This window comes from Exiguobacterium sp. FSL W8-0210 (genome assembly GCF_038006045.1).
Classification (GTDB): Bacteria; Bacillota; Bacilli; order Exiguobacteriales; family Exiguobacteriaceae; genus Exiguobacterium_A.
Window position 1 is genome coordinate 431,203 of record NZ_JBBOUK010000001.1, and the last position, 22,952, is coordinate 454,154.

Genomic DNA, 22,952 nt, shown 5'->3' on the forward strand with positions numbered 1-22,952 from the left:
TATGTTAGTTATCTTATTCGTGATCCACTTGCCATTCCCAGTCAAGCATGCCGTAAATCAAGGAATCGCGCCAGTGGTCTTCGAGATAGACCGTCTCGCGGAGCTGTCCTTCCTTCGTCATGCCGACCTTTTGCAACACGCGTTCGGAAGCGACGTTCCGTGGGTCACACGTTGCCGTGATTCGGTGTAGTTCTAGTTTTTCGAAACCGAATTGGAGAAGGAAAGAGGCAATCGACGTCGCGTATCCGTTCCCCCATTCATCAGGCGAGAGGACGTATCCGATTTCGGCGATTTTATTCTCAACGTCTGTGATGACGAGTTCACCGGCACCGATGACGACGTCACTTGGAAACGTCACGGCAAAGACATAACGACGTCTTGGTGTCTCGAGTTCACTTTCAAGCGCATCGTGTAGGAATTGTTTCGTATCCGTTTCGGTATTCGGTCCCCACGACTGGAATTGACTGACGATGGGTTGTGAGGCATAAGCGTGAACCGCTTCTACATCTTCTGGTGTAAAACGACGAATCCGAAGTTGATCATTGATTTTATACCGCATGCAGCATCCTCCTCTTTCAGATGAAGTCACTTTGATTCTATTTGACAGATGGGGAACGGATTCCTGTTTGACATAGGAAAAAGGGCGTGCTAGGGTGGTTGTATCGAATGGAATAGGGAGTATCCTCTAGGGTTCCGTACGGCTGGACCGAGGGAGGAACATGGACGTTTGTCCATGCAACGGAGGGATAAAAGCCCGGGAGTAAAGCGAATCGTCTCGCTTACTCCCGGGTTTTTTCATTTGAATTTACCTATCAGGAGGCAATTACTATGGCAAAGTATTGGATTGGCATCATCGTCGCATCATGTTTTGAAGTGGGCTGGGTCATCGGATTAAAACATGCGGCAACACCACTTGAGTGGGCTGCAACGATCGTCTGTATCATCGTTAGCTTTACCGTGCTAATTAAAGCGAGTAACCATTTACCAGTCGGAACGGTCTATGCTGTCTTCGTCGGTCTCGGAACAGCAGGAACGGTCGTGACGGATATCGTCTTGTTCGATCAAGCCGCTTCCGTGATGAAATTAGCATTGATTGTTGTCTTACTCGTCGGCGTCATCGGTCTGAAGTTAGTCAGTGGAGAGGAGAAATCAGCATGAGTTGGATTTATTTAATCATTGCCGGAATCTTTGAGATGTTTGGTGTCGTCTTGATCAATACGTTCAATCAAAATAAGAATGCGAAGAATCTACTGTTGATGGGAACCGGATTCGGACTCAGTTTCCTATTCTTAACGCTTGCGATGAATGGTTTACCGATGGGAACGGCGTATGCGGTATGGACGGGAATCGGAGCAGCGGGCGGTGCGATTCTCAGCATGGTGCTCTATAACGAATCAAAAGACTGGAAGCGACTGGTTTGTATCGGTCTCGTCTTAAGTGCGACGATTGGTCTGAAACTCGTCGGCGAATGATTGTTTACATGTCAAACAGATGACGTTTTAACGGAACGCATATTTTTTGGCATATTTTAACGCAAAAGAGGAAATACTCCTTATAGAAGTCACGCATGACAAATCGTGTTAATAAGGGGAGAACATCCATGAAAACAAAACAATATATCGGAACGTTCTATTCAGAGGAAGAATTGATTTCAAAAATGGACGAACTGCACATTCAAGGACACCGGGAGGAAGACTTCTACGTCATCGTCAAGGAGAAGTCGAACATCGCACTCGTCCGTAGCCAAATGGACGCAGAAATCGCGACGACGAAACCGTCTTGGATTGATCGGATTCGTGGGAACAAAGGTCGTGATCAAGAAGTCGATGATCTGTTCGGGTCACTTGATCTATCAGACAATGAAATCGAACAACGCAAAACGGAAGTCGAAGGTGGGGGCTTCGTTCTGTTACTTGAAGTCCAAGACATCCAGTTCGATCCACATTTAAATACAGACAATACGCATCCTGACGTAAAAGTCCGTTATGGTAGTGGCGAAGAGACGCATACGTCATCAGATGCGAACTCCAATGCACAGCTCGGCTCCGGTAATCCGCTTGATGTTGATAAAGATTCGAAGGAAGAGCATGCAGAGATTGATTTGCACCGTGCCGGTACGGATAAGATGCCGCAAGACGATCAGGCAATCGATCATTCAAAAAAACTCGACGGAAACCGGGAACCGGACATCGCGATGCGTCGGGATGACGATTTCCGCCGGCCGGAAACAGAACGCGAGGAAAAAGAACATGATGCAACGCAAGACGGCGAAGAACATCGTCAATCGAAACATCAATCGGATGACATCGCCAAGCAAGACCATGGAAATAATTTAGACCGCTAAAATAATAGATTAGAATCACGCATCAGGGTCATCATCAAAGAAGGTACCTTCCGGAACAATTCCGAAAGGTACCTTCTTTTTGTATGGAGATTAAACGAGAATCGTCTCGTCTTATTTATGATCCGGATTTGATCCTGTACGCACGTTGGCGTTCAATTGATCGATGGCTTGCATATCAGCGTCTGACAAGCTGAAGTCGAAGACATCAAGATTTTCGCGAATGCGGCTTGGCGTGACAGATTTCGGAATCGCGACGATATCGTGTTGCAAGTGCCAACGGAGGACGACTTGAGCTGGCGTTTTCTGATGACGATCGGCGATATCGACGATGACCGGATGCGTTAACGCGTCGCGTCCTTTCATCAACGGACTCCAAGCTTCAACGACGATACCGTGCTTGCGGCAAAAGTCTCGGATCGCTTCTTGGCTAAGGAACGGATGGAGTTCAATCTGATTGACGGCAGGAACGATTGATCCTTCGGCTAAAATTCGTTCCAAGTGCGGAATATGGAAGTTCGAAACACCGATGGCACGCGTCTTTCCTTCTGCATAGAGATGTTCGAGTGCCCGCCATGTCTCGACATAACGATCCTCTTTTGGCATCGGCCAATGAATCAGGTACAAATCGACGTAATCGACACCAAGCTTTTGCAGACTCGTCTCGAAAGCGGCAAGTGTCTCTTCATATCCGTGATCGGAATTCCAGACTTTCGTCGTTAGAAAGATCTCTTCTCGGGGAATGCCCGAGTCACGCAGCGCGCGACCGACACCTTCTTCGTTCTCGTAAATCATCGCCGTATCGATTGAACGATACCCGGCGCGGAGTGCTTCACTGACCGCTTCATATACTTCTTCTTCCGGTACTTTAAAGACACCATATCCGAGTTGGGGCATGCTGATGCCGTTATTTAACGTAATCTGTTGCATCGATTCATCGACTCCTTTGTAGTAAATTCTTCTCTTTTCTAGTGTACGCGCTCCTCCTGTAAAAATCGAATGATTGCCGAAGTGAGTTCTTTTGCGTATACTGAGCGATAACAAATATTAGGAGGCGATCCTGTGATTCGACAAGCTGTTTTACAATACATACATGAGCAACACGCACTCGATCAACTCGAAGAAGTGATAGGTGATCGTTCAGCAGTCCTGATTCATGGACGTCAAGCCTACGAAGCAGCTGCTTTTGCTTTACCGGATGTTCCCCGCTTTTTATTTGAAGGACATTGTACGGATCAACAGGTGGCATTCTTCAAACAAGTATGTGCTCCGTATGATGTGATTCTCGCACTCGGAGGTGGGAGTGTCATCGATACGGCAAAACAGGTCGCGTTTCAATTACAACGTCCTGTCATCGTCATTCCGACGATTGTCTCGAACTGTGCCCCGTGGACTCCGCTCAGTGTCATGTATAACGAACAGGGACAGTATATTCGATTTGACACGTTTCCTGTCGTGATTGAAGCTCTTTTACTCGATCATCGTATCATCGCAACGAGTCCGTATGATTATTTTGTCGCCGGACTCGTCGATACGCTAGCAAAATGGTATGAAGCACGTGCCTTGAGTGGATCTACAGCAAGCGATCCCGTCATCGAGACGGCACTCCGGACAGCTGAGCGATGCAAGGACCTCATTTTGTCGACGAATGTGACAGAAGGGCGTTTTCGTGAATATCCAGCTGAAATCCAATACCTCGTCGAGACCGTCATTCCATTAGCTGGAAGCATTGGAGGTTTTGGTGATGCGGCGACACGCGGTGCAATCGGACACGCGGTACATAACGCATTATCTCCTTATCCAGAAACACATGCGTTCTTACATGGGAGTAAGGTCGGTTACGGGTTACTCGTCCAAGAGAAGCTGCTCGGACATGATGATGATTATGAAGAGTTGCGTGACTATCTTCTTGCACAAGAACAGCCGACGGCACTCGCAGACTTCGCATTATCGCTCGATGTCGTCGAAACACTTGCTTTACGGACATCGAAAGAGGAACTGTGTCGTCTGTTGCGTCCGATCGTGTCAGTGGAACAACTAGTGGATGCTATTACACGGAACGAGACGGTTTTCGTTTCAACGACTTAACATAAAAAGACGCACATGTGCCGAATAATCATCAAACGGTCCATGTGCGTCTTTTTATTGTGCTTTCGCAAAGCGAGCATAAGGAGCTGGGCGACCGAGTAGGTATCCTTGACCAAGATCGAAGCCGAGTTCGCGGCAAAGATCGAGTTCTTCTTGCCGTTCGATGCCTTCCGCTAAGATTTGAATCCCCATTTCTCGTGTCAGATGGCGGGCTTTTCGTAAAAAGGCTTCGTTTTCTGAGTTCGTATCGCAGTGATCGATGAAGGAACGATCAATTTTAATATAATCCGGTTGAAGTAAGGACAACATATCGAGTGTCGAGAAACCAGCGCCGACATCGTCCAGTGCTACTTGAATGCCTTGCTTTTTATACTGTTCGAAGACGTGTTTCAAATGGTTGACGTCTTCAATTTTTTCCGTTTCGACGACTTCGAAGACGAGCCGACTCGGATCGACTTGATAACGTTCGACGATCTCAAACGTATGGCGCAGGCAGTACTCCGGATTATAGATCGTCGAAGGGAGAAAGTTGATGAACGTTTTTGTTGTGCCACCGATATGATGCGTCGCACGGATGGCTTCTTCACGCGCCCGCTGATCAAGACGGGAATGAAGTCCCATCTTCGAGGCCGTCGAAAACAAGACACCAGGCGAGATAGGCGTGTTATCATCTGCTGCTCGCAATAAGGCTTCGTTCGCGACGAGCACGTTGCGCTGGATATCATAAATCGGCTGTAAATGACTCGTCATGACCCCATGCTGGATGAAATCAATCGCAAACCGATGCTTCAGTTGCTCTAGAAGTTCTGAAGCTAGGATGGGTGCTGTCACGTAACGCGATTGTGTGGCGCGACACGACACCGGATAATCCGCTACACGTAAGAGCGATGTCAGTAGCTGTTCGAGCTGTTCGAACGATTGATAGGAATAGATTTCTGGCGTTGGTGATTGAATATGGAGTGCTCCCGCTTCAACAAAACGGATTGATGTCGTACATTCGGCGCAAGGATGCCACATAAAGGGATGTCCACCTCTCAGTACATCAAAAAAAATGTATTTATTAAATTGGTTAAATTCTTTACCCTAAGAGAAAAAGAATTAAACCTGTTCTTCATAATCATTGACCTCATACAAAAAAGAGAAGGGAACGACGGACACAATTCCGTACGTTCTCTCCTCTATCGGTCACATTCTTTCATTGTGAAGTGTAAACAAACCAGAAAGTGAGATGCAAGACAGCGGCTATTGGAACGAGCCATTGGAACTTCGCTTTCCGTGTCTTGTGCCGAACTGTGTACATACCGATCCAAGAACCGAGCGCACCACCGAGGAAAGCAATCGTCAATAGTGTCGCTTCGGGTGTTCGGTAAGCATGTTGTTGCGCTCGATGTTTATCCTGCCACATCGAGACAAATCCGATGAGTGTCAGGAGGAGGTAATACCCTAAGATGATCCTCATGAAAAAACGACTCCTTTTCTACCGTTCGGCACCACCACCGCCGGAACTTCCGCCACCACCACGACTGCCACCATTTCCACCGCCGCCACGCATGATCGCGGAGAAGATGTTCAAAATCGCGAAGAAGAACATACCACCGGTGAACTTCATATCGAGGAACAATAAGATCAGTAATCCAGCACCAATCAGAATCTTCGTCCAAAGCGGAAGTCCGTCGTCATTTTGTGTTTTCGGAGGATCCTGTGACTCAAGCGACTGGTCCTTTGAAATGACACTGACGACCGCTTTATATGTTTCGGATGCTGCTTTTCCATACTCACCGTTTTCCTTGTAAGGAACCGCATACTGATCGAGAATACGTCCGGCTGTGATGTCTGTCAAAATCCCTTCGAGTTTATAACCGACCTCGATCCGGAATTGGCGATCCTTTTCGTTCGGAGCGACGACGACAAGAACACCATTGTCTTTTCCTTCTTGACCGATGCCTTGGCGCCGGAACGTTTCATTGGCGTAAGAGCTTAAATCCTGTCCCTTTAAATCGGGAACCGTCTTGAGAACGACTTGTGCCGTCGTATATTGTTCGAGTTCCTGACCGAGTTGCGCGAGTTCGGCTTCTTCCGAAGGGGTGAGCAGCTGAGCATCATCCTGAATGAAGAAGGCTGCTCCCGTTCGTTCTGAAACGGCACTAGCTGTTGGAACGAAGAGGAAGAAGACGAGGAACGCGCTCAATAGAAGTCGCGTCCACCGCCGAATCATTTCGAATCACTGTTAAAGTCGACGGTCGGATTTTCCCGGTCGCTGTCTGAAATCTCGTAATATGGTTTTTTCTCGAATCCGAAGGCGGATGCGTAGAGTGTCGTTGGGAAACTCCGACGTTTTTTGTTGTAGAGGGTTACAGCATCATTGTAATCCTTGCGGGCGATCCCGAGACGATTTTCTGTTCCTTCCAGCGTGTCCATCAAGGATTGGAACCGTTCGCTTGATTTTAGTTCTGGATAAGTCGTCTGCAAGGCAATCAATCCGCGAAGCGAAGACGTGACTTGTTGGTCAGCTTCAATGCGTTGCTCGGTTGACGCAGCACGTGCAAGACCAGCTTGGGCTTCTGCGACTTTACCGTAGACTTTTTCTTCTTGACCCGCGACACCTTTAACGGTTTCAACGAGGTTCGGAATTAAATCCGCACGACGCTTGATTTGGTTGTCGACTTGCGACCATTTATTCGATACATCTTCTTCTACATTGACGAGGCTATTGTATTGTCCGATTGCTAAAAAGGCAATCACGGCAACAATAACGACTCCGATGATTAATGGGAGTTTTGATCTACTCCGACTTCTGCGTGCCATGTGGCATTCACTCCTTTAATTATGTCTCATCCCTATATACCCTTAAGCGACTGAATTAGTTTCAAAAAAATGAAAAACCGTCAGCTAAAATAGCTAACGGTTTGAACTTACATGTAGACGATGACAGCTAAGATAGCCGCTAAGACAAGACGGTAGATGGCGAACGGAACGAGTTTGATCTTGTTGATCAGCTTCAAGAAGAAGCGAATCGATAAGAGGGCAAACACGAACGACGCAACGAAACCGACAGCATAGAATGCGAAGTGGTTCGGTTGAATGTTATCCCAGTTCTTAACGAGCGAAAGGAAACTAGCACCGAACATGATCGGTACAGCCATGATGAACGTAAAGTCAGCTGCCGTCCGGTGATTCATCCCGAGGAAGACCCCTCCGGAAATCGTTGAACCAGAACGGGAGAAGCCAGGCCAAAGGGAAATACATTGGAACAGACCGACGAGTGCTGCTTGGCGATATGTAATCTGATCAAGCGATGTCGTTTTTGGTTCCTTTGGTCCGAATTTATCAGCTGCGATCATCAAGAGGGCACCGACAGCAAGACCGATGATGACCGTTTCAATCGAGAAGAGGTTCTCATCGATGAAATCTTCGAATAACAATCCGAGAACAGCTGCTGGTAGAAGACCGATCAAGACGTGACGTAGCTTTAACTTGTGTGTCCCTGATGCGTCATGTTCGCCTTCAATCTTATACAAACCGATCAAGCTGAAGAGGCGTTTCCAAAAGACGACGACGACCGCAAGAATCGATCCGAGCTGAATGACGATTTTAAAGGTGTTCGCCGAATATTTACCGAGAAAATCGGTAGTTTGCAACCACATGTCATCGACGATGATCATGTGACCTGTGGAAGAGACTGGTGCAAATTCCGTCATCCCTTCGACGAAACCAAGTAAGAGCGCTTTTAAAAGTTCAATGATTGTCATGATAATCTCCTTCTATATGATGTGCTAGTTAAAAACATATCATGTTTTATTCTTGTGAGATAGAACTAATTGGAATATCGGGCGCAGGTCTGAGAGACGATCGGACGTGTAAGACGCGTTGTCCGATTTAAATTTGTTTGAATAAGATAATAGATGGATTTAGATGTCATCGAATAGATCAGGAAATTCGATCATTTCCATTCATACTAAAACAGCATGAAGGAAAGGGAAATCTTTCTGTTAAGACACAAGGTCAGAAAAACTTCAAATCGGACGGTTTTATTAGAATATGCCTAAATTTATAAATAGAAAAACGAGCAGGAGACGATATCGTCCACTACTCGTTTTGAAACGGGCTCATCCTAAAGCGACGTCAAGAATCATCATGACCGTAAAACCGACCATCAGACCAAGTGTTGCTAAATCGGATCCGTTCTCTGCTTGTGATTCCGGAATCAATTCTTCGACGACGACGAAAATCATCGCTCCGGCAGCAAACGATAACGCATACGGTAGAAGCGGTTGAACGAAGAAGACGGCAGCTGCTCCGACCATCGCGGCAATCGGTTCAACGATTGCTGACAATTGACCGTAATGGAAGGCGCGCCGACGCGACATGCCTTCGCCACGTAATGGAATCGACAGGGCAGCCCCCTCCGGCATGTTTTGAATCCCGATACCGAGTGCAAGCGTCAAGGCACCGGCGACGGTCGCCCCGTCCATGTTCAAGGCGGCGGCACCAAAAGCGACACCAATCGCAAGACCTTCGGGAATATTATGCAACGTGATCGCAAGAAATAATAACGTCGTTTTCTTGAGTCCTGTCGAAGGACCTTCCGCTGTTTCGAGTGATGCAGATAAGTGCAAATGCGGTGTGACGAAGTCGAGTAGACGAACGAAAAATCCACCAGCGAGAAAACCGATGGCGGCAGGAATCCAAGCGATTCCACCATCTTGCTCTGTGAACTCGATCGCAGGAGCAAGCAACGACCAAAACGACGCGGCAATCATGACGCCGGCAGCAAAACCGAGCATCATGTTCATGACGCGTTTTTCAATCGTCGTAAAGACGAAAACGAGTGCCGCACCAAGTGCGGTTAACCCCCAAGTCATCATTCCGGCAAGCAATGCTTGCACGACGACGGGGAGGGAAGTAAACCAATCCAACATGACTATTCCTTCTTTCCGGGCACGATTTAAAGCATCCATCTGTATGAGAGCTTACCCGTTTTCGATCCGGACGATTCGTGTGAAGGGAATTTCAATGACTTCACGTCCGCGCAGAAAGAGAACGGAACGTTCGGGTTCTAGTCGTTCGACGAAACCGACGACCGTCACGTAGCTACTTTCCTTATAATACGTGATTTCAAGTTCGTTTCCTTCTATTAAAGCTTCTTGGAGCAGAAAGTGCCATGATTCTTGTAGCTGTTCATCAATTTCAGGCAAGTCGAGCTGATGCATCTGGACATAGTATTCCCGCAGCAATTGCAAATGTTCTGGCATGAGAAAAGGAATCCATTTTAAATTTCCCCGATCACGATACGCTGTCATGACGATCACCTCCCGGATGACCGCCGACAAAACGAAGGCGACGTTTGGCGACACTCGTATCAAGAAACGAGACAGCGAGGCGAATCGTTCCTTTTCCGTAGCGAATGTTGACGACATCCATTGCTTTTAATAACCGTCGCCGTTTCCAGAGCCGCGCATTATCCTCGAACAAAGACAACTGTAAAATGCCTTGATCGGCAGTCAAATGCCCCACTGCGACGGATAAAAATCGAACAGGTTCCCCATCGAGCCAATTCGGTTCGAATAATTGTAAGACGTGACGCAAAATGATGCGTTCATCGGATGTCGGATAAGGCAACCGTACTTGACGGGAGAAACCACTTCGGACGACGTTTCGAGAATAACGGACACCGATGTGAACGGTCCAGCCGACTTGATTCGAAAAGCGACAACGTGCGGCAACATCCTGTACCAGTTCATTGAGCACATTCCGGATGCGTTCGAACTGATAATAGTCCTGCATTAAGGTCACACCGTGTCCAATCGTCCGTTGAGGAGCTTTCTCGAACAGATGACGTGGGGGAAGCAGTGTCGGTGACGCGTCGAGTCCCCAAGCGTGATGCCACAGTTCGGCACCGATGACACCGAAGCGTTCGTGTAACTCTTCAACGGGGCGCATGGCAAGATCACCGATCGTTTCAATCCCCAACATCTGCAGATGTTGTTCCATGCGATGTCCAACTCCCCACATCTTTCGAATCGGAAAATCATGAAGACGTCGTGCGACATCAGCATATCCACATCGCGCGATGCCTTCTTTTTTCCCGATTAAATCAAGCGTCAGTTTCGCGATGACGTTATTTGGACCAATCCCGATGCGGACGTGGATGCCGGTCTGTTTCAGGATTGCTTCTTTAATTTTGAGGGCAGCTTGCAGGTCGGAACCAAATAGGCGATCGGTTCCGGTCATGTTAATGAAGCTTTCGTCAATTGAATAGACGCGGATGGCTTCAGGTGGGGCGAATTGGTGCAGGACATCCAGGACACGAATCGACGTCTTCATATAAGCGAGCATACGTGGTTCGACAAGTCGAATCGTACGACGAACAGCGTATGGCAATTGCTCGATTTCATATAATCGACCGGCTGTCTTGATTCCAAGTGCTTTTAAGGCAGGGGTGGCAGCGAGAATAACGGACCCGCTTTGTTTTAAATCGGAGACGACCGCTAGGCGTGTCGTCAAGGGTGGGAGATTGCGATACTGGCATTCACAGCTGGCGTAGAAGGACACACTGTCGACGCAAAAAATACGTTTATCTTGTGGTAAAACGACGGAAGGAAACATCTGAATCACTCCTTTACATAAAAGAACGTATGTTCTTATTTGATTTTCCTTGACTATAGCATGGTCTCAAAGTGTCTCAAAATAAAAACTGTTGAAAAAAGAGGAATTCGAACGATTTCTCCTCATATAAAAAGAGTTTGGTACACTAAGGGAGAGAAAAAAGGGGGAACCTTCATTGAAAGAGACCGTTATCCGTTTACCAGAATTACCGAAGACACTTCAGTCAGAGACGTTCGATCAAGTCGAAATCGATGACCCGTATCTGAAAGGAGCGCGTTATGAGAAAGAGTCGATGCCGAGTGAACTGACAGAACGCATCGATGCCTATCAAGTGTGTTTTCAAAATGTCTCGTTCGCGAATCTTACCTTTGACCGTGGTTCGTTCGAAGATATTCGTTTTGAGCAATGCGACTTAACCGGATGTCACTTCCAAGAAACTCGTTTTCACCGTGTGTCCTTCGCCGGATGCCGGATGACGGGTGTTCAGTTCGAAGATTGTACGCTGGACCATTTAACGATTCAGGAAGGGCTTGCGGATTACGTACAGTTCATTCGCAGTACGGTCCGTCATCAACACTGGAGCGAAACGACGATGAAAGAAGCACAGTTCTTCGAAGTGAAGCCGACCCATTGGAAACTCGAAGCGGTCCGGCTTACGGATAGTCAATGGATTGAAACACCGTTAAAAGGTCTTGACCTCCGGCAGACGGAACTCTCTGGTATTACGATCGATCCGCGATTTTTACCAGGCGCTGTCATTACGGAAGAGCAAGCAGTCGCCTTTGCTCGCTTGTTAGGTCTTGTCATTCCATAACAAAAAGAAGTCCTGCTTTCGATTGTTACTCGAAAAGCAGGACTTCTTTTTAGTGAAGGTTACTGTTCTTAAAATGACATCGTTTCGCCATCCTCTGGAATCAGGAAATGGGCAGAAAGGTGGAAGGCGGCTAAAAAGTCAGCAATCATATCACGTCGCAAGAGACAGTGGTTGACGGACTCGAGGTGCGAGACGATGATCGTCGCTTCCGCCGCCGCTTCGTGTACGGCAAGGAGATCACGCTGTGACATCGTAATCGGCTCTCCGGTCAAGAACTGGGCGGCGCCACTGTTGACGACGATGATATCGGGTGTATGTTGTTCGATTGCATGCGCGACCTCGTCGCACCAAATCGTATCACCGGCGATATAAAGTGTTGGTTCGTCCGGATGGGTGAGGACGAGCCCAGACACACGTCCCATCCGTTCGCCGATTTCACCGACACCATGCTGTCCACCTGTTCGATGGACCTGGATATCACCGATCGTTACACCAGAATCGAAGGAAGAGACGTTCGTGAAGCCGGCTTCTCGGATGTGCTGGGCGTCTTCTTCTTGCTGCGCATAGAGTGGCAAATGCTTGGGTAGAAGTTGTTTAGCAGCATCATCGAAATGATCGGCATGCAGATGCGTGACGAAGATGGCGTCAGGATCGAGCAGTGTGTTGACATCGACCGGTAAGTCGACGAGTGGATTGGCGACGGCATTTGGTGTTTGACCGAAGGGAGGCAAGCTGCTTTTTTCGCCGAGGAACGGATCAATTAGTAAGACTTGATTGGCATACGTGACAACGAGTGTTGCATTACGAATTTGTTGAATATCCATTAGGTTCATCCTCTCTCAATGACTCGGATTGACTATTCCCCGTCTGGCATTCAATGAATCCTATCGCAAGCGTTTCTCCATCGCCATGACGTCGACATATTCACCGTTCAACTGTCCTTGCTCCTTAAACGTTCCGACGATCCGGAATCCAGAGCGGATATAGAGTTTTTGTCCGATTTTATTGAATGGGAAGGTGAAGAGAATGAGTTTATGCATCTGATGATCACGGGCGTGTTGCTCAGCCGTTTCAAGCAAACGTGTGCCAATCCCTTGTCCACGATGAGTCCGGGTGATATAAACCGAAATCTCACCGACGGATGCGTAGACAGGACGCGGATTATACGGATCGAGGGAAATGAAGCCGAGGACACCTGTGTCATCTTCAGCGACATATCCGGCATATCGATCGGTGCGTTCTGCATACCACTGGGTCATGAAGGATAAGTCCTTTTGGTCGGTCTCAAGCGTTGCGATTCGATCTTCGATGCCTTCGTTATAGATGGCGAGAATCGCTGGTAAGTCGTGTTCCGTTACGGGACGAATATGCATACGCTCACTTCCTCATCGCTTTTCCTTCATTATATCGGTTACGTGTCAATGTAGTGATATGTTTGTGCGATAAGAAAAGCGCTGATTTCCTTCACATAAAGGAAATCAGCGATTATATCGTTCTTAAGAGACCGTTGACGTCTCGTTTTCATAAATCGGAACCCAGCCGTCTGTCGTGACGAAGATCCGAACAGCAACGACTTTACGATCGTCTTGAAGCGTAAAGTAGTGGCGTGTGTTAACAGGAACGGAAATCAAATCACCAGGATTGAGTTCGATGTTATAGTAGCCGACTTCTTCGTCTTTGATCGCGAAGACGCCATGACCGCTGACGATGAAACGAACTTCATCATCCGTATGGTGATGTTCTTTCTGGAAGTTGACGAGCAACTCATCAAGGTTCGGTGTCGTATCCGAAAGTGAGATGATGTCAGCTGTCTGATACCCACGACGTTCTGATACGTCTTTGATTTCTGGAGCGAACGTATCGAGAATCGTTTGTTTGTCTGCATCCGTCAGTGTGAAGTTTTCAACGAGAGGCGCTGGAAGTTTCGAAACGTCCCACTGTTCGTAAAGAACGCCGCGTGACGCGAGGAAGTCAGCGACTTCCGTTTGATCCGTATACCGTGTGTTTGTTTCTTGGAATAAGACTGTTGCCATGAGATGATTCCTCCTTTTAATGAGTGGATTGACGGCATGATTGCAACGTCAACGTGTAATTGAATAAAAACTCGAAGGCTTCGAGGTGTTTCTTTGCTTCAAAGGCGGTCGGTGCCCAGACCGTGATCCCGTGATTGCGGATCAGGACAGCACCACTGTCTGCTGTGACATGAGGTGCAAAAGCAGCGGCAAGCGTCGGAATGTCCGCATGATTCGGAATGATCGGTACCGTGACCGTCGCATCCTCTTCCCAGTGTCCGAGTGCCTTGATGATTTCTTGACCGGAAAAGGTGATACTGCCTTGATCGCCATAGAGTTCCGAAATCACATTGTTCGCAATCGTATGGACATGCAGGGAACAACCGGCGTCCGTTCGATTGAACACTTTGACATGGAGTAATGTCTCAGCGGAAGGACGCCCGGATTGCTCACCGATCAATTGACCGGTCGCATCGACATGAACGAAGTCGTCAGGAGTCGTCTGTCGCTTATCTTTCCCGCTTGCTGTCACAAGAAATTCAATCGGAATAGCAGACGTCCGAATGGCGAGGTTACCACTCGTACCAGGGAACCAATCGCGCGCCGCAAGCTCTTGTTTGATGGCGCGTAGCTCTTCATACCGTCGCATGAATGTCATGTTGTCACCTCCGCTCGTGTTAAATCATGAACGATATCGTGGAACGTCTCAAAAGGTGTATAGGCGATATCATTCTCTTCACACAACGTGATCAGATAATCACGGGCATAGACACGATCCGCTTGTTTTGCGAGTTCGAAGTCCGTCACCGAGTCACCGATGACGATGATGACGTCACCGTCTTTACGTAGTGTCCGGGCAACGGACGTTTTACAACAGCCGCACCCGTTCGTGCAATGGGCATCGCAGGCGTTTGGCCAATCGATATGGACGAATGGACCACTGAAATCGGCGACGTTACAGTAAATCTGTTCTTGGTCGAGGAATGGCGCTAAGATTGGTTCGACGAAAAAGTCCATTCCACCGCTGACGATCGAAAAATCGATGCCTTGACGACGACTGTACTGCAGTAACTCCGAAAATCCGTCGCGAATGACCGCACGCTCCAACAAAAAGTCAAGATAGGCTGTTTTTCCGTCAGACGGCAGAAGTGCGAACATTTGCCCGACACCACTCTGAATCGATAACGTCCGGTCGAGTACGCCGTGTTTCAACGGTTCGAAGTCACTCGCTGGCGCAAATGCCTGCATGAGTGCGATGATGTTATCTTGCGTCGTCACAGTACCGTCGAAGTCACAAAGAATCCGTACGGTCATGACTTGATCCCCCAAGCGTCGAGGGCGATTCGTAATTCTTCATGACGCGATGCTGCCGTCGATAGGGATTCATTTGCGAGTGCCGCATCGAGTGCCTGACGGAAAGCGATGACACCAGCCGCAGCACCTTGCGGATGACCATGTACGCCGCCGCCAGCGTTGATGACGGAATCGATCCCGAAGTCCCGTACGAGTTGAGCGACGAGTCCAGGATGAATACCGGCTGAAGGAACCGGGAAGATCGATTTCGTCTGACCAAGACGGGTCGCTTCGACCGCGATACCACGAGCGACATCCTTTGGCAAAGCGACATTGCCGTAAGGAGACGGGAATAGCGTCAAGTCTGCTCCAGCAGCACGCGGTAAAGTGCCGAGTAAGACAGGAGCTGCGACTCCGTGATTCGGGCTAGCAATCAACGCACCGCTATATGCCGGATGATTGAAGATCGGAACGTTGATTTCCGGATCACTCGCCAGTTCGCGTAAGACGTCGAGTCCGTATGTGAAGGTATTCAGCAAGAAAGCAGTCGCTCCAGCATCAATCAATCGCTTGGCTTGATCCTTGAGCGTAAAGACGGGACCACTGAGTGTGATCGCATATAACGCACGTTTACCGGTCCGTTGGAAGTGAGCATCGATGACCTCACGTCCGATCCGTGCCCGGTCAATCGTCGGTGTCAACGGATTGTCGTATAGGATCTCATCGTCTTTGACGAGATCAATCCCACCAGCGAGTTGTCCTTCGAGTTGATCACGAAGGAACGATAAATCGCGTCCGATGACTCCTTTGAAGATGCTCATTAATAATGGGCGATCTTCGACACCGATCAAGGAACGGACCCCTTCGATCCCGAATTTCGCACCTGGAAAGTCCGACGTAAATGTATCGGGTAGTAGCAATTCCGTTAATTTGATTTCACCGTCGAGTGAGAGTTTCCCGAAGACGGTCGTCAGAATCGCAGAAAAGTCGCGCGATACATTGTGTTCCGGGTAACGAATCGTGATATAGCCTTTACCATCGCGCTCTTCGGTATGTACGACTTCCCCTTTGAACGAGGCGAGTTGTTGTTGTTCGAGATGATTCAGTTCCGTCCAAGAACCGACTGTCAGACCAAGCGCGAGTTGTTCAGCGCGTTGCTCGAGTCGATCACGGGCAGTCAATTGATAAGTAGCAGTGATATAAGCCATGTCTTTCCTCCTTCAACAAAAAAATGGTCTCTCGTCAGCGACAAGAGACCATGAATGATTCGAACGTGGACTCTTATCTGTCAGCTTAGTAGCTGCAAGAATTAGCACCGTGCCAAAAGGTCGGTTGCTGCGACATCGTAGGGCTTGTCCCTCCGTCTGCTCTTGATAAGAATTGGATGAAATTGTGAAATCTAATTGCAATTTTTACATGAGAATCGTGACTTGTCAAACTTTTTTAGAAAATTTATTTTTTTGAAAATACTCTTTCTATAGATGACTTAAAAATGATGTCCGTTTCTGCTTGATTTCGATTTGACAGCGAGGAAGTCGATTGCGTAAGATTCAAATCAATATCACACACGACAACTACATACGACTCTTATCGCGAGTTGGCAGAGGGAATTGGCCCGATGACGCCGCAGCAACCGACCACTTGGCACGGTGCTACATCCAACAGACGTTTCGTCTGAGAGATAAGAGGACGCAGTGACTTTCCTGCGCCTCTTTTCGATGACGAAAAGAGGCGCTTTTTCGTGTATCACATAGGGGGAAACTGAGATGACATATAAAGCATTCACAGAACAGGACGCGATTGATCGTGTTCGGACATTAGGACTGATCGGCGATGGAGCCGTCGAAGCAGAAGAGATTGGCGACGGGAACCTCAACCTCGTCTTTCGGATTCGAGAAGGCGAACATCGCTTGATTCTAAAACAAGCACTCCCGTACGCGAAAGTCGTCGGTGAGAGCTGGCCACTATCACTCGAGCGGGCGTGGATCGAGCAATCCGCACTCCGTGAATTCGCCCGGCATGCCGTGCCGTTCGTACCGCGTGTCTTTCATGCTAGTCACGACGAGGCGTATACGGTCATGGAAGATCTTTCACATCTGACAATCGTTCGAAGCGGTTTACTCGCAGGTGAACAGTATCCGTTGCTTGCGGAACATATTGGTTCTTATCTCGCTCGGACTTTATTCCATACATCGGACTTTGCGCTTGGTCCGGTTGAAAAAAAACGTGTCGCCCGAACGTACTACAATCCGGACTTGTGCGACATCACGGAAAAATTAATCTTCACGGATCCGTTCCATGACGCGGAGACGAACGAGATTGAAGCCGGGCTTGAAGAAGAGGTGGCACGTCTGTGGGCGGACGATGAGTTGAAACGCGAAGTCGCAAAACTCGAAGCGCTTTTCATCACAAAAGGAGATGCGTTGCTACACGGCGATCTACATACAGGAAGCATCTTTGCTTCGGCAACGGAAACGAAAGTCATCGATCCAGAATTCGCCTTTTATGGTCCATTCGGATTCGATGTCGGACAGTTCATCGCCCACTTATTCTTTGCAGCATACCCGGATTATTCAGCACTTCGTGATGCCCGGATTCGCGACATCGATACGTTCTGGCTGACGTTCGCTTCGACGTTCCGCGCCTTATGGGAACGCGAAGCCGTCGAACCATTCCGGACATCGGGACTCGTCGACGATGTACTGAGCACGATTCTACAGGATGCACTCGGCTTTGCCGGTTGCGAACTGATTCGTCGGACGATCGGACTCGCACCGGTCGCTGATTTAGAAACGATTAGTTCTATGACGGAACGACTAGAACGAAAACAACATGCTTTACGTTTAGGATCGGCGTTAATCAAACGTCGGACCGAGTGCCGGACATTTGATGATTTACGAAACTTCGACGTAACGGAGGAACTTAGCCGATGAGTACATTCGTTCAAAGTATTCGTTATGAAGACCGTGTCTTGACGATTCTCGATCAGACACGTCTACCGCAGGAAGAACACTATGAAGTCATTACCGATCTTGCACAAGCGGTCGAAGCGATTAAACAACTGCGCGTCCGAGGGGCGCCTGCGATCAGTTTATTTGGCGGATTCGTACTCGTTCAAGAGGCGTACCGGTTTGAAGCAGAACTGTCGATCTATAAGCAGATTTTGCTTGAGACATCAGCGACGTTACTCGCGACACGACCGACGGCTGTTAACTTACGAAATGTCCTTGATCAATTGAATCCAATCATTCAAGACGGGACGTCGGTAGAAGAGATCCGCGAACGGCTCGAGCAGCGGACGATTGCCTTATACGACCAGGATGCGCAGACGTCACGTCAAATCGGGATTCATGCACTGGAATTGTTCCAGTCAGGCAACCGGATCCTAACGATCTGTAATGCTGGATCGATTGCGACCGCTGCTTATGGAACAGCACTTGCGCCGTTCTATATCGCAAAAGAACGCGGCATTGAATTATCTGTTTTTGCGAGTGAGACGCGACCATTACTGCAGGGAGCACGACTGACGACATGGGAGCTACAACGTGCCGGCATCGATGTCACGTTAATTACGGACAACATGGTCGCCCATACGCTGAAAGAAAAACAGATCGATGCGATCATCGTCGGTGCCGACCGCATTACACGAAACGGAGATACCGCGAATAAAATTGGGACGTTCCAATTGGCATTGCTCGCGCAAGCTTTTGGTATTCCGTTTTACGTCGCAGCACCGCTCTCGACGTTCGACTTCTCGCTCGTTTCCGGAGACGCGATCGAAATCGAAGAACGTGATCCGCAAGAAGTGACGACTGTCCAAGGTGTCGCGACAGCACCGGAAGGCGTCGCTGTCTTCAATCCGGCGTTTGATGTCACACCACACACATTCATCACGGGCATCATCACCGAACTTGGTGTCATCACGCAACCGAATGAAGAAACGATTGAACAATTAACAGGGCTTCAACCCCTCGGATAAGGAGATATGTCATGAAGAAACTAGCTTACGCCGTCCTAGCACCGGCACTGTTACTAGCGGCTTGTGCGAATGGAGAAGCCACGACGACGAAGGTCGTCAAGGATGTACCAAAAGGGGTTCAATCGGACGTCAAGATCGCCGTCATCCGCAACCTAGCATCGGATGATCATACGAAACAATTCCTTGATGGCGCACGAAGTGAAGGCGAAGCGCTTGGCTTTAAAGTCAGCACGTTCATTTCGGAAGGTAACGACGTCAAGTTCAAGGAGCTTGTCGCGCAAGCGATTCAGCAAGATTATGATGGGCTCATCATCTCGCATGGTAAGGAAGACTACGCCTATGACATGATTAAACCAGCGGTCGACAAAGGGCTGAAGGTCGTGACGTTCGATACGGTCACGAAGAAAAAAGGAACGGCGTTAAAAGGTGTGACGGAAACATTCCAAAACGATCATCAACTCGCGAAGCTATCGCTTGATGAAGTGACGAAGGTGACGGACAAAAAGCCGGTCCGTGTCATCAAACTTTGGTTCGGACCAGGTTTTGCCCCGCTCGATCGTCGTCAGGAAATCTATAAGACGTACGAAGCAGACGGTAAGATCAAAACGCTTGAGACGGTTGGACCGACAAACTTCCAAGATGTCCAAGGGGATATTGCAACGAAGATGAATGCGATTCTCGCGAAATATCCGAAAGGAAGCATCGATGCGGTTTGGGGAGCGTGGGACGAAGTCGCAAAAGGGGCTTACAAATCGCTCAAGGATAATAAACGTCAAGAAATCCCGCTAATCTCGATCGATGTCTCGAATCAGGATATCAACCTGATGCGTGAAAAAGGCAGTAACTGGGTCTCGACGAGTGCGGTGGATCCATTCTTGATTGGACAAACGGACATGCGATTACTGGCTAAGAAAATCGCTGGCGAGAAGACACCAGACAGCTTTGATCTCGACGCGAAACTCGTGGAGCAGAAGGCGTTGAAGCAGGATACGACGATGTACAATCTCGATACGATCATCAAAGGATGGAGTACATCGGACAAATTCAATGAACCGTGGATGGACCGGTTGCGTGACGTCCATAAAAAACAATGACGTCTACCAATCATCACTTGAAGATGACCGGGATTTCACTGGCGTTTCCAGGAGTGCAAGCCTTAAAACAAGTCTCGTTTGAAGTGAAATCCGGTGAAATCCACGCGCTTGTCGGTGCGAATGGTGCCGGTAAGTCGACGTTGATGAAAGTCTTATTCGGAGCGGAAACGGCGGACGAAGGAACGATCTGTCTCGACGGGAAGGAGTTGTCCATCACATCACCACGTGACGCGAAACAGATTGGAATCGACCTTGTCCAACAAGAGGTCGATGTGGCGCTTGTCCCGTATTTGACGGTCGCTGAGAATATCTGTCTCGATCTGTTGACGGACGGAACGATGACTGGCTTCGTATCCCAACGCCGTTACATACAGCGTGCCAAGGAAGCGTTAGCGACATTACAGGCGGATATTTCCGTCAAGACACGTGTCGAGGAGTTGCGGCTTGCTGAAAAGCAACTCGTACTGATTGCTCGCGCCCTCGTCCAAGAACGCCGTTTTTTGATTTTAGATGAACCAACGGCACCTCTCAGTCAGGCGGAAACAAGCCATCTCTTTTCAGTCGTGCGTCGTTTAGCCGAACGAGGGCTTGGGATCATCTTCATCTCGCATCGTTTACAGGAACTATATGAGATTTGCGACTCCATCTCGGTCATGCGCGACGGTCAACTCATCTCACGACATCTTTTGACAGACATCACGAAGGAAGCTGTCGTTGAGCAGATGCTCGGGCGTCAGCTTACGTCTGTTGCGAAAACGTCACGGGTAAATGCAACGAACGTATTGACCGTCGAGAGTGCTACGAATGCGGACGTCCACGATATCTCCTTGACGGTTCAAGCAGGTGAAGTCGTTGGTATCGCGGGTCTTGTCGGTGCCGGTAAAACGGAATTATGCAAAGCATTGTTCGGTGATCGCCCGTTTCAGGAAGGGGAGGTTCGGATAGGTGGAAAAGCCCATCGCCTTCGCAATCCACAAGCTGCGATTCAAGCGGGAATCGGTCTCGTTCCAGAAGAACGACGAAAAGAAGGAATTCTTGTTGCCGATTCTGTCGCAGAAAACCTAACAGCAGCGGCAGCTCATGATTTCGTCAACCGCTGGGGGCTGATGGATCGTCGCAAAGAAGCAGATCAGGCATCGCAATGGGTCAAGGAGCTGGGCATTAAAGTGGCAGACGTGAAACAGGAAGTAGGTCAACTATCCGGTGGGAATCAACAAAAAGTCGCCATCGGAAAATGGTTACTGACCGATGTTTCTGTACTCGTCTTGGACGAACCGACAAAAGGTGTCGACGTCGGAGCCAAACAAGATATCTATCGTCTGATTGACGGACTCGCGCAACAACAAAAAGGGATCCTTTACGCGACGAGTGAATGGGATGAACTTTTGACCGTCACGGACCGAATCTACGTCATGTTCGATGGACGGATCGTCCATGAAACGAAGACGGCGGATACATCAGAAGAAACCTTGTTGTGGTATGCGACAGGAGGAGGGCAACGATGAATGAGGTAGTATCAAAACAAACGAACCGAGGGAAGGGTTTACGTCCTGTCCTCGGATTCTTGAACGACTGGGGGATCGTCCTCGCGATCCTTGCCCTCGTCCTGTTTTTTGCGACGACGGCTCCAACATTCCTACAAGGGACGAATTTAATTAATATTTTACGAAGTATCTCCATCGTGACGATTATCGCGATCGGCTTGACGGTCTCTTTGACGGTCAATGGATTTGATTTATCGGTCGGGTCGACCGCGACGCTTGCGAGTTCTTTCGTCGTCTCGTTCTTCGTCTGGTACAGTCTACCGCTCGGTGTCTCGATTGGTTTAGCACTTCTCTTATCTCTTAGCGTTGCTCTGGTGAACATCTTACTCATCGTCTGGTTTAAGATTCCGGATTTGTTTGCGACGCTTGCGACGATGTTCATCGTCGAAGGTGTCGCGATGACGTATACCGGTGGTGGTTCAATCAGTGCCGGAATGCCGCGCTTGGACGGTACACCAACAGTCGGCACGATTCCGGAGGCATTCGCGAAAATCAGCCAGGCACCTTGGATCATCGTCATCATGCTCGTCGTCGTCGCTGTGACACACGTCTTCTTAAGCCATACGCGACACGGTCGTTTTCTCTATATCATCGGCGGGAATCCGGAAGCCGCACGACTGACAGGAATTCGTGTCAACCGCTACCGGGCACTCGCGTATCTGATTGCTGGGTTACTTGCGGCGGTCGGTGGGATTTTGCTTGCGTCACAAGTCGGATCGTCACAAATCAATGCCGGTTCCGGTTATCTGATGCCAGCGGTCGCAGCCGCATTCATCGGCTCGTCGTTCGCAGGACAAGGGAAGCCGAATGCGCTTGGCACACTCGTTGGGGCTTGTCTCGTCGGGATTCTTGAAAATGGTCTTGTCATGTTGTCTGTTCCATACTATTCGTTGAATATCATCAAAGGGCTGGTCCTTGCGGTCGCACTCGCGACGACCTATGCGCGGTATCGGAAAAAATAATTAAAATTCGACGTTTCATTTATAACATATTCGGTAATATTCAATATATGAAAGGATGGTGATGCACATGAATGATTACCAATGTAGAGGGAACGATCGCATGTCGCTTCTGAAAGAAGAGGATCACCGGACTTGACGAACGTTGTCCATTGACACGGATGTATTCGTGTTTTACGTGCAACTGCACGATTCAAGAACGGATTACGGCATGTGTTCGTT

26 protein-coding genes and 2 riboswitches are annotated in these 22,952 nt (G+C 48.7%); of the genes, 10 read left to right on the plus strand and 16 right to left on the minus strand.

Translation table 11 applies throughout. The annotated features are described in order from the left end of the window. Positions 1-13 precede the first annotated feature (13 nt). The gene (locus MKY22_RS02320; RefSeq protein ID WP_341086323.1) at positions 14-559 is read right to left on the minus strand and encodes a GNAT family N-acetyltransferase; all 546 of its coding nucleotides are present in this window, start codon (positions 557-559) and stop codon (positions 14-16) included. Positions 560-828: 269 nt separating this feature from the next. On the opposite strand from MKY22_RS02320, the gene MKY22_RS02325 reads away from it, so the two are divergent. The 3 genes from MKY22_RS02325 (at position 829) to MKY22_RS02335 (ending at position 2,344) form a co-directional block, all read left to right on the plus strand. Next, entirely contained in the window at positions 829-1,158 is a 330-nt protein-coding gene (locus tag MKY22_RS02325; RefSeq protein WP_341086324.1) for a DMT family transporter, read from the plus strand. Next, the gene (locus MKY22_RS02330) at positions 1,155-1,472 is read left to right on the plus strand and encodes a DMT family transporter (RefSeq protein ID WP_023467016.1); all 318 of its coding nucleotides are present in this window, start codon (positions 1,155-1,157) and stop codon (positions 1,470-1,472) included. Before MKY22_RS02325 ends, MKY22_RS02330 begins: the two co-directional genes overlap by 4 nt. 128 nt (positions 1,473-1,600) lie before the next feature. Then, complete coding sequence (locus MKY22_RS02335) at positions 1,601-2,344, plus strand: general stress protein (protein ID WP_341086329.1); 744 nt, start codon at positions 1,601-1,603, stop codon at positions 2,342-2,344. Between the two features lie 111 nt (positions 2,345-2,455). Here MKY22_RS02335 and MKY22_RS02340 read toward each other — a convergent pair whose 3' ends face one another. Beyond that, a complete protein-coding gene (locus MKY22_RS02340; RefSeq protein WP_214856053.1) occupies positions 2,456-3,271 on the minus strand; it encodes an aldo/keto reductase in 816 nt (271 codons plus the stop codon). Between the two features lie 132 nt (positions 3,272-3,403). Here MKY22_RS02340 and MKY22_RS02345 point away from each other — a divergent pair, with 132 nt between their 5' ends. Beyond that, entirely contained in the window at positions 3,404-4,429 is a 1,026-nt protein-coding gene (locus MKY22_RS02345) for an iron-containing alcohol dehydrogenase family protein (protein ID WP_341086331.1), read from the plus strand. Between the two features lie 54 nt (positions 4,430-4,483). On the opposite strand, the gene MKY22_RS02350 is transcribed toward MKY22_RS02345, so the two are convergent. From MKY22_RS02350 to MKY22_RS02385, 8 genes are all read right to left on the minus strand, one after another. After that, complete coding sequence (locus MKY22_RS02350; RefSeq protein ID WP_341086332.1) at positions 4,484-5,446, minus strand: EAL domain-containing protein; 963 nt, start codon at positions 5,444-5,446, stop codon at positions 4,484-4,486. A 178-nt stretch (positions 5,447-5,624) separates the two neighbouring features. Then, on the minus strand, positions 5,625-5,888 hold the full coding sequence (locus MKY22_RS02355) for a DUF1294 domain-containing protein (RefSeq protein WP_445298364.1): 264 nt from the start codon (positions 5,886-5,888) through the stop codon (positions 5,625-5,627). Between the two features lie 18 nt (positions 5,889-5,906). After that, on the minus strand, positions 5,907-6,644 hold the full coding sequence (locus MKY22_RS02360; protein ID WP_023467022.1) for a TPM domain-containing protein: 738 nt from the start codon (positions 6,642-6,644) through the stop codon (positions 5,907-5,909). Beyond that, entirely contained in the window at positions 6,641-7,234 is a 594-nt protein-coding gene (locus MKY22_RS02365) for a LemA family protein (RefSeq protein ID WP_058705206.1), read from the minus strand. Before MKY22_RS02365 ends, MKY22_RS02360 begins: the two co-directional genes overlap by 4 nt. 107 nt (positions 7,235-7,341) lie before the next feature. Next, on the minus strand, positions 7,342-8,178 hold the full coding sequence (locus tag MKY22_RS02370; protein ID WP_341086336.1) for an undecaprenyl-diphosphate phosphatase: 837 nt from the start codon (positions 8,176-8,178) through the stop codon (positions 7,342-7,344). Between the two features lie 357 nt (positions 8,179-8,535). Next, a complete protein-coding gene (locus MKY22_RS02375; RefSeq protein WP_290778010.1) occupies positions 8,536-9,348 on the minus strand; it encodes a ZIP family metal transporter in 813 nt (270 codons plus the stop codon). A 51-nt stretch (positions 9,349-9,399) separates the two neighbouring features. Continuing rightward, positions 9,400-9,729 (minus strand): YolD-like family protein, encoded by a 330-nt coding sequence (locus tag MKY22_RS02380; protein ID WP_023467027.1) that lies wholly within the window; start codon positions 9,727-9,729, stop codon positions 9,400-9,402. Further along, a complete protein-coding gene (locus tag MKY22_RS02385) occupies positions 9,713-11,035 on the minus strand; it encodes a Y-family DNA polymerase (RefSeq protein ID WP_341086344.1) in 1,323 nt (440 codons plus the stop codon). Before MKY22_RS02385 ends, MKY22_RS02380 begins: the two co-directional genes overlap by 17 nt. A 175-nt stretch (positions 11,036-11,210) precedes the next feature. On the opposite strand from MKY22_RS02385, the gene MKY22_RS02390 reads away from it, so the two are divergent. Continuing rightward, positions 11,211-11,849, plus strand: coding sequence for a pentapeptide repeat-containing protein (locus MKY22_RS02390; protein WP_223041296.1), 639 nt, complete (start codon positions 11,211-11,213; stop codon positions 11,847-11,849). 68 nt (positions 11,850-11,917) lie between these two features. Here the strand turns inward: MKY22_RS02390 and MKY22_RS02395 are convergent, their stop codons facing one another. The 6 genes from MKY22_RS02395 to MKY22_RS02420 form a co-directional block, all read right to left on the minus strand. Continuing rightward, positions 11,918-12,673, minus strand: coding sequence for an MBL fold metallo-hydrolase (locus tag MKY22_RS02395; protein ID WP_341086347.1), 756 nt, complete (start codon positions 12,671-12,673; stop codon positions 11,918-11,920). A gap of 60 nt (positions 12,674-12,733) precedes the next feature. Next, entirely contained in the window at positions 12,734-13,222 is a 489-nt protein-coding gene (locus tag MKY22_RS02400; protein ID WP_029340721.1) for an arsinothricin resistance N-acetyltransferase ArsN1 family A, read from the minus strand. Positions 13,223-13,345: 123 nt separating this feature from the next. Beyond that, positions 13,346-13,882, minus strand: a complete 537-nt coding sequence (locus MKY22_RS02405; protein ID WP_023467032.1) for a 1,2-dihydroxy-3-keto-5-methylthiopentene dioxygenase — start codon at positions 13,880-13,882, stop codon at positions 13,346-13,348. A gap of 16 nt (positions 13,883-13,898) precedes the next feature. Beyond that, positions 13,899-14,519, minus strand: a complete 621-nt coding sequence (locus MKY22_RS02410) for a methylthioribulose 1-phosphate dehydratase (protein ID WP_341086353.1) — start codon at positions 14,517-14,519, stop codon at positions 13,899-13,901. After that, on the minus strand, positions 14,516-15,175 hold the full coding sequence (locus tag MKY22_RS02415; RefSeq protein WP_058714037.1) for a 2-hydroxy-3-keto-5-methylthiopentenyl-1-phosphate phosphatase: 660 nt from the start codon (positions 15,173-15,175) through the stop codon (positions 14,516-14,518). Before MKY22_RS02415 ends, MKY22_RS02410 begins: the two co-directional genes overlap by 4 nt. After that, positions 15,172-16,362, minus strand: a complete 1,191-nt coding sequence (locus tag MKY22_RS02420) for a 2,3-diketo-5-methylthiopentyl-1-phosphate enolase (protein ID WP_058714038.1) — start codon at positions 16,360-16,362, stop codon at positions 15,172-15,174. Before MKY22_RS02420 ends, MKY22_RS02415 begins: the two co-directional genes overlap by 4 nt. Positions 16,363-16,432: 70 nt before the next feature. Beyond that, positions 16,433-16,534: riboswitch (SAM riboswitch) on the minus strand. 204 nt (positions 16,535-16,738) lie between these two features. Continuing rightward, positions 16,739-16,842: riboswitch (SAM riboswitch) on the plus strand. 78 nt (positions 16,843-16,920) lie between these two features. Here MKY22_RS02420 and mtnK point away from each other — a divergent pair. From mtnK to MKY22_RS02445, 5 genes are read left to right on the plus strand one after another with little or no spacing between them, the layout of a single operon-like run. Beyond that, complete coding sequence (gene mtnK / locus MKY22_RS02425; protein ID WP_341086359.1) at positions 16,921-18,087, plus strand: S-methyl-5-thioribose kinase; 1,167 nt, start codon at positions 16,921-16,923, stop codon at positions 18,085-18,087. Next, positions 18,084-19,133, plus strand: a complete 1,050-nt coding sequence (mtnA, locus tag MKY22_RS02430) for an S-methyl-5-thioribose-1-phosphate isomerase (protein WP_341086361.1) — start codon at positions 18,084-18,086, stop codon at positions 19,131-19,133. Before mtnK ends, mtnA begins: the two co-directional genes overlap by 4 nt. Before the next feature lie 11 nt (positions 19,134-19,144). Beyond that, entirely contained in the window at positions 19,145-20,227 is a 1,083-nt protein-coding gene (locus tag MKY22_RS02435; protein WP_029340727.1) for a sugar ABC transporter substrate-binding protein, read from the plus strand. Next, complete coding sequence (locus tag MKY22_RS02440) at positions 20,224-21,732, plus strand: sugar ABC transporter ATP-binding protein (protein ID WP_341086364.1); 1,509 nt, start codon at positions 20,224-20,226, stop codon at positions 21,730-21,732. Before MKY22_RS02435 ends, MKY22_RS02440 begins: the two co-directional genes overlap by 4 nt. Then, positions 21,729-22,733 (plus strand): ABC transporter permease, encoded by a 1,005-nt coding sequence (locus MKY22_RS02445; RefSeq protein WP_029340729.1) that lies wholly within the window; start codon positions 21,729-21,731, stop codon positions 22,731-22,733. Before MKY22_RS02440 ends, MKY22_RS02445 begins: the two co-directional genes overlap by 4 nt. The last annotated feature ends 219 nt before the right edge of the window (positions 22,734-22,952 follow it).